This window comes from Streptomyces sp. NPDC056161, assembly GCF_042268025.1.
In the GTDB taxonomy this organism is placed as follows: domain Bacteria; phylum Actinomycetota; class Actinomycetes; order Streptomycetales; family Streptomycetaceae; genus Streptomyces.
Genome location: NZ_JBHJUV010000136.1, coordinates 1 through 3,846, shown reverse-complemented (window position 1 = coordinate 3,846; position 3,846 = coordinate 1). Strand labels below are relative to the sequence as shown.

5 protein-coding genes are annotated in these 3,846 nt (G+C 62.7%); 2 read left to right on the top strand and 3 right to left on the bottom strand.

The window, feature by feature from the left end:
- Positions 1-159 precede the first annotated feature (159 nt).
- From ACFC09_RS45875 to ACFC09_RS45865, 3 genes are all read right to left on the bottom strand, one after another.
- A complete protein-coding gene (locus ACFC09_RS45875) occupies positions 160-1,380 on the bottom strand; it encodes a hypothetical protein (protein ID WP_376539140.1) in 1,221 nt (406 codons plus the stop codon).
- A 193-nt stretch (positions 1,381-1,573) separates the two neighbouring features.
- The gene (locus tag ACFC09_RS45870) at positions 1,574-2,041 is read right to left on the bottom strand and encodes an NUDIX domain-containing protein (protein WP_376539138.1); all 468 of its coding nucleotides are present in this window, start codon (positions 2,039-2,041) and stop codon (positions 1,574-1,576) included.
- Positions 2,034-2,789, bottom strand: a complete 756-nt coding sequence (locus tag ACFC09_RS45865) for a DUF5919 domain-containing protein (RefSeq protein WP_376539136.1) — start codon at positions 2,787-2,789, stop codon at positions 2,034-2,036. Before ACFC09_RS45865 ends, ACFC09_RS45870 begins: the two co-directional genes overlap by 8 nt.
- A 231-nt stretch (positions 2,790-3,020) precedes the next feature.
- Between ACFC09_RS45865 and ACFC09_RS45860 the strand changes: the two genes are divergently transcribed.
- A complete protein-coding gene (locus tag ACFC09_RS45860) occupies positions 3,021-3,215 on the top strand; it encodes a hypothetical protein (protein ID WP_376539134.1) in 195 nt (64 codons plus the stop codon).
- Positions 3,212-3,541, top strand: coding sequence for a hypothetical protein (locus ACFC09_RS45855; protein ID WP_376539132.1), 330 nt, complete (start codon positions 3,212-3,214; stop codon positions 3,539-3,541). The genes ACFC09_RS45860 and ACFC09_RS45855 overlap by 4 nt, the downstream gene beginning before the upstream one ends.
- The last annotated feature ends 305 nt before the right edge of the window (positions 3,542-3,846 follow it).

Sequence of the window (3,846 nt, the reverse complement as noted above, 5' to 3'; positions counted from 1 at the left end):
CGCCACCCACCTGGCAGACCGACGACGACGTGGTACGGCCGTACATCCTCAGCCCCTGATGCTCCGGGCGACCGTAAACCACTGCCAACAGAACAACGCCACCACCGGGCCACCAGCCAAAACCGCCCGCCGACCGTGTCACGACGAACACCCCACACCTCACGAACGACGGAACTGGTTACCCGCCCCCTGTCCGGACAGATTATTCGACCAACCACCCCACCGAGACGAGTGATCCCGGGACTGGCCCGATCCGGTGGACAGATGATGAGACGCGACCCCAGGTGGCAGCAAATACTGATCGTACGCATCGCTGTCGAGGGCCGGAGCGGATGAGGAATCCGGCAGGAACTCCTGCGGGGAGACGGCAGCGTGGGCAGCCACGGCCGACGAGTCCCAACCGAACCCCGTGACCTCATCCTGCTGCGAATGCCCTTGGAATGCGCCGTAATCCACGTACTGCTCCCAGTCTTCCAGAGAGAGCGAAATGACCCGCTCTGCCACCTGGGACGGATCGGCCTGGGATGCATCAGTATGACTGAACGGAGCGGGAAACTGAGCCGGGCCTGTAGCCGGACTCAGTTGAGGCAAAAAGTCCAGGGGATCCTGGAGCCCACGCTCTTGCGCCTCCTGCCCGTTCCTCAAGGCGAGATCCACCCGCCGCTGTTCCCAGCCATATCTCTCTGCATTCTTCACCCAATTCTTGAGTGTGTCACGCGGGACGCCCTCAGTTCGCGCATACGTTTCCAGTGAGTCACTTTGACCAAAAAACCTGTCTACATACCCCTTCTTCTCGTCATATGTATATGCCCTTTCGCTGCGTTTCTTGCGCCGACTCTCCCGGCATTCATCCACCGCCTGCTGCGACAGTCCATATTTACTCGCATTCTGCGCCCAATTCTGCATGGTCCTTTCAGTGATGACGGAATCGGTCCATGCACGAGCGAAATCGGCCAACGCCCGCCTCTCCGCGTCTTCCATCCACGCCTTGAGGATCTGCCGGACCTTCTCTTTAGAACGTTTATTGAAGCGACGATTCCGGAACTTAAGGTCCACGTCACGCTTCTCCGCTTTGACTACCCATCTACCGAAAGTCGAGGGTGCCAGTCCATTTTCTTTGGCGAATTTTCTCCGGCCGCCTTTACCGCTGCCACGGAACTCCTTGTACCGCTCCAGATAGGCAGTCTTTTCTTCATCGATATGACGACCATGAACCTCAATTTCCACACCATACTTCTCCGATTCAGCTACCCATTCGCGGAAAGTTTTTGGCGTCAGTCCATTTTCTTTGGCGAATTTTTCCCGGCTGCCTTTGCCGCTTTCATAGAAATCCTTGAACTGCTCCAGATAGCGTTTCTTTTCTTCAGGGGTATATTGCATTTTCTCTCCTTGTCGGCTCGTGACTACAACGGGAAGGCGCAGGGTCTGGTTCACCGGGAGGCCGGGCGGGGACGACGTCGGCGTCGTGACGGGCAGCGAGGCCGGAGGACCCACGACGACGTGGTACGGCCGCACGTCCTCAGCTCAGACCTTGATGCTCCGGCGGACGCGGGCAATCACCTGCGGGTACCGGCTACCGGACGGCAGGCATGTTGCCATCACGCCAGTCGTTCACTCGCTTCCGGATGCCGGCGACCATGGGGAGTGCGTCGACCGCTGTGGGTTCGAACCAGCGGACATCGGTGGATTCCTCGGACACGGCCAGTTGCCCGGACACGGGCCGAGCCAGGAAACAGACGGAGAACTCCTGCCGGACCTCGCCATCGTCGTAGGCGAAGACGTGACGGGGATTGGAGTAGGTCCCGACAATGCCGGTGATCTCCACGTCGAGCCCGGTCTCCTCACGGGTCTCCCGAATCGCGCAGTCCGGCAACGACTCACCGATGTTCATGGCGCCACCGGGAAGCGCCCACATGCCGTTGTCTCGCCGACGCTGAAGCAGAATGCGCCCGGAGCCGTCGACAACAACGGCGGAAGCAGCCGGAACCAAGCTGTTCGCGACCGGGGCGTGCGGGTCGTCCTCGTAGTCGCGCCTACTCATGTCCCTCCTCGTCCCATACCGGAGTGCCCCGCTTCCACAGTTCCTCGGCGTGCGCGGCAAAGCGATCAAACATGCCGTCGTCCTGATGACGGCGCAGATGCAGCGTAGGAGCGTCGTGGCCGACGCTGTGCGTCAGCAACGGCGTGACGATCATGTCGTCATCGAAGCGGAACACGGACAGGTGCGCGTGCCCGTCGCTGAACCTCGCGTCGATGCCTGGTTGGCTTTTGATCTTCTCCAACTCGGCCAGTGTCACGCGGATACGCGTCGAGAGCGTGAGCGCAACAGCTTCGTCTTGCTCGCGGGACCGTGTGAGATCACTGTCAGGGTCACCGAGCAGGAAACGAACTCGGCATCCCAGAGCGGCTTTGCGTCGCAACGCGGTGCCGAACCGGGCCTGTTCGAGCCACAGGAAGTAGTTGGTGTAACCGGCGAAGGTCAGCTCTCGCTCCGCTTTGGTGATCAACGACCGCCACAGGGAAGCTGGGCAGCTCGACCGATACGGGTAGACGGAAACCACCTCACGGTCGGGACCGACCTTGATCGCCTTCTTTGTGGCTGCTGGCCACAGCGTCACCTCGTCCTCCCCGAGTGCCTCGCAGATGGCCCACCGATGGCGGGCCCGGGGAACCCGCCCGCTCTCTGTGATCCATCGGCCGACCGTCTTGATGTCGACGCCGCACTTTTCAGCTAACTGACGGTCTGTCATTCGCGCCTGAAGCATGGCACGGCGCAGCGCTTCGTTCACAAGTACCCCCTGGGACGTTAGGCACGCTTCTCACGGTAGACGTACTCCGTACCTAACGGTCATGGAACGAAGTAGGAACGCGCCGCCAGAGGCGGAAGTGTGGTGGGTCACTGAAGGACCCCCGCGACCGTGGCGACGGTCCGGGGGCGTGGACACCAACCGGTAAGGGGTTGATGACGTGACCCATACAACCAGAATCCTCCGTCGGCGCCAGCGAGCGGGGACCAGCCGATGACCAAGGCGGACACCGACGCCGGGCAGTGGGAGTACACGACGTACGCGCCCAAGGACGAAACGTGTCCCTCGTGCCTGAAGCCGATCAAGAGCCTTGAGGTCTGCCGCCGGGGCATGCTCGCCCGCGGGGACACCTCCCCGGTCGTGGCCTACTGGCACTCGGACTGCGCACAGAAGGAGATGGCACGGTGACCCGGCCGCAGCAGCACCAGGGCGGGCGACCGCAACTGCCGCAAGGCTGGACCTCCTTCGCCTCGACGCCTGACGGCAAGCACACGGCCCACTGGTACGCGACTTCCCCGTACCCCGTGGATGCCCTCAAGGCGGAATACGGCCAGACCGCGCAGCCGCTGTGCCGCACGGTCACTGCTGCCACGTGGTCCGAACTGCACACGGAAGTAGCCGCCCAGGCCGAACTGTACGAGCGGCTTACCGGCGCACAGCCGAACAACCCCATGCGTCAGAGCGCCACCACGGCCGAAGTGCCTGCCGCCCTACGCGGCACCCGCACCACCTGACGTACGGAACCCCCATGGCAGCCGCATCGGGTCAGGGCAGCGCACGACAAGCGGCCATCCTTCGGCACCAGCGCGGAGGGTGGCCGCCCTGGCCGCCCTGTCTGAATCGAGAGACCCCTCCGACCAGCGACGACTAGGACTCACTTTTGAAAGTAGCTTGCGAACTCGTCACCAACGCCGTGACCCACTGCCGTACTTCCCTCGTCGGTGTCGAGGTCACGCTCACCCTCCACGGACCGGCGCTGGTACTGGAGGTCTCGGACCCGGACCGGGATCTGCTCCCCCGGCCCCACGACTCCGGCCCG

What these genes read in the sequence shown, in the direction of transcription:
- ACFC09_RS45875 (WP_376539140.1), bottom strand. Translation starts at nt 1,380, where the DNA reads ATGCAATATACCCCTGAAGAAAAGAAACGCTATCTGGAGCAGTTCAAG.
- ACFC09_RS45870 (WP_376539138.1), bottom strand. Translation starts at nt 2,041, where the DNA reads ATGAGTAGGCGCGACTACGAGGACGACCCGCACGCCCCGGTCGCGAAC.
- ACFC09_RS45860 (WP_376539134.1), top strand. Translation starts at nt 3,021, where the DNA reads ATGACCAAGGCGGACACCGACGCCGGGCAGTGGGAGTACACGACGTAC.